1 protein-coding gene and 1 pseudogene are annotated in these 442 nt (G+C 44.6%); both read left to right on the top strand.

The features are described 5' to 3' along the window. Positions 1-113: F0F1 ATP synthase subunit gamma (locus SORDD16_RS10900; RefSeq protein ID WP_241734073.1), on the top strand; the 113-nt coding region annotated here is incomplete at its 5' end. Between the two features lie 85 nt (positions 114-198). After that, positions 199-442: pseudogene (locus SORDD16_RS10050) on the top strand (F0F1 ATP synthase subunit beta); the annotation flags it as partial.

The following is a 442-nucleotide window of genomic DNA, read 5'->3' as shown; positions in this document are numbered from 1 at the left end:
ATAATGCCAAGAAGGTCATCAATGATTTGACAATCCAGTATAACCGTGCCGGACAGGCGGCGATTACACAAGAAATTACAGAAATCGTAGCGGGGGCTAGTGCCTTAGAATAAGGCCTCCCCTCCCTCGTATCAAAATGAACTTAGGACCTAGGTTACCTAGGAACCGACAGTATCTTATATAGAATAGGAGAAGGAGATGAGTTCAGGTAAAATTGCTCAGGTTATTGGACCCGTTGTAGACGTCTTGTTTGCAGCAGGGGAAAAACTTCCTGAGATTAACAATGCACTTGTCGTCTACAAAAATGACGAAAGAAAAACAAAAATTGTCCTTGAAGTAGCCTTGGAGTTGGGTGATGGTATGGTCCGTACGATCGCCATGGAATCAACAGATGGTTTGACTCGTGGCATGGAAGTTTTGGACACAGGCCGTCCAATCTCTG

The sequence above is a fragment of the Streptococcus oralis genome (assembly GCF_001578945.1).
GTDB classification, from domain to species: Bacteria; Bacillota; Bacilli; order Lactobacillales; family Streptococcaceae; genus Streptococcus; species Streptococcus oralis_Q.
The sequence above is the reverse complement of the archived record's forward strand: the minus strand, read 5'-3'. Positions and strand labels throughout refer to the sequence as shown.